Annotated in this window: 1 protein-coding gene; it reads right to left on the reverse strand. The window is 73.1% G+C overall.

All coding sequences use genetic code 11. The features are described 5' to 3' along the window. The coding region (locus tag DQ353_RS21000; RefSeq protein WP_146755370.1) for an HNH endonuclease signature motif containing protein at positions 1-1,754 on the reverse strand (1,754 nt) is incomplete at its 3' end. Positions 1,755-1,790 lie beyond the last annotated feature (36 nt).

A 1,790-nucleotide genomic window follows, 5' to 3' on the forward strand; every position in this document is an offset into this window, starting at 1 on the left:
TAGAAGAGGGTGGTTTGGTTTTGCGGCCAGTAGGAGTTGCGGCGGGGGATCTGCTCGGGGTCCAGGTGCCGGGGCAAAAGGACGTGCGGGAGCCCGTTGTGGACGAGCAAGTGCAGCAGGCCGTTGTCGGCCATGTGGTGGTGGCAGGCGCAGCCGGGGGTCAGCCCGGCGACGCTGGTGCCGCCGCCGGCGGCCCAGCCGTCGATGTGGCACATCTCGAGGTGTTCGGGCGGAACGCTGCAGCCGGGGTAGAAGCAGCCACCGTCGCGGGCCAGGACGGCGCGGCGGATGGTGTCGTTGGCCAGGCGCATTTCCCGCCCGACGTCGAGGACCTCGCTTTGCCCGCCCAGCACGAGCGGGATCACTCCGTCGGTGGCCAGCCGCCGGCGGACCTCCCCGATGGGGATTTCCAGTCCGTGGGCGCTCCAGCCGTTGCCCTTGGCCAGGCCCAGAAGGGTTTCGAGGCGGCAGTGGATGACCAGTTGGGCGGTGGGCAACCCGGCGGTGCCCCGGGGCGGGGCGGCATGCGGGGCCCGCATGAGGTTCAGCAGCACCTGGAGGTGGCGTTGGGCCGCGGTGAGTCCGTCCGTGCCGGGTCCCGGAGGGGAATCGGGGTCCGGGTCCGGGAAGGTTTCGGCGTTTGCGGGGCGGGTGAACCAGTCCGGGCCGTCCGGGGGAGCCGCCGCGGGGGCGGTTTCGGTGCCCGGGTCGGGGCCGGGCACCTGGCCGTCCGGTGCCTTGCCGGGGTTCCCGGTGCCTTTTCCTGAGGCGTCGGCGGTTGCGGTGCCCGCGTTCCCCGTGCCGTTCCCGGCGGCGGGGTTCATGCCGGTGGCCGAGGCGGCGAGCCCCTGGCGGTTTCCGGCCAGGGTCCGGGGGTTGTCTGCGGCGGCGAAGTGGGAGAGGAAGACCTCGGCGTCGGCGTTGAGCATGCAGGCGGAGAAGTGGGTGTAGTGCCTTGTGCGTTTGGTGACGACGATGCCGGTCCGCTCGCGGATCTCCTCCGGGGAGGGCGCCCCGGCGTCGGGGGACTGGTCCAGTTCGTCGCCGATGCCCGCCAGCAGCCGGGCGGTGTCCTTCGGGATGCCGGCGGCCACGGAGCCGGCGACCTTCTCCTCGATCCGGGCGGCAAGGTCCTCGGGCCCGGGTTGGCGGGCGATGGTGTGGGAAAACTTGTCGAGCCGGCGGGCCGCGGCCGAGACGGGTCCCAGGCGCGCGGCCCCGGACTCCAGCTGTTCGGCGAGCCTGGGGTAGCGGGGTCCGACGGTGTTGCCGTGGACATCGGTGCCCGGCAGCAGGGCATTGGCGGCGTGCAGGCGGTGGAGGGCAACGGCGCGGGGGATGCGCAGGTCGTGTTCCAGGAAGCCGGCGGTGTCCTTGAACGGCATGATGCCGGTCGGGACGGTGGCGGGGTCCGCGGGCAGGTCCCGGTGCCCGGCGATGAACGCGGCCGGGTCCGCGGCGATGGAACGCACCGCATCCAGGGCCCCGGGGCCCAGGTCCTGGACGAGGGTGCGTTGGGCGGCGCGGGCGGCGCGCAGCTGGGTGGTTTCGCCGCGCTGGTGGGCGCGTTCGACGGTGTGGGCGAGTAGTGCGGCCTGGGTGGGGGAAGTGATCTCGGCGGCCAGTTCGGCGGCCAGGTCCGCGGCCCGCAATTCCAGGGCTGCCAGCAGGCGCAGCTTATCAACCGGCGACACTGGGTGTCCCGGCTCGCCACCGGTGGTGGTGAGGGCGTCGATGAGCTGGCGTGTTTCCATGCCACCAGTGTGTGCCGCGGGGCCGGCGGGGCGAGG

It is taken from the genome of Arthrobacter sp. AQ5-05 (assembly GCF_003287975.1).
Classification (GTDB): Bacteria; Actinomycetota; Actinomycetes; order Actinomycetales; family Micrococcaceae; genus Paeniglutamicibacter.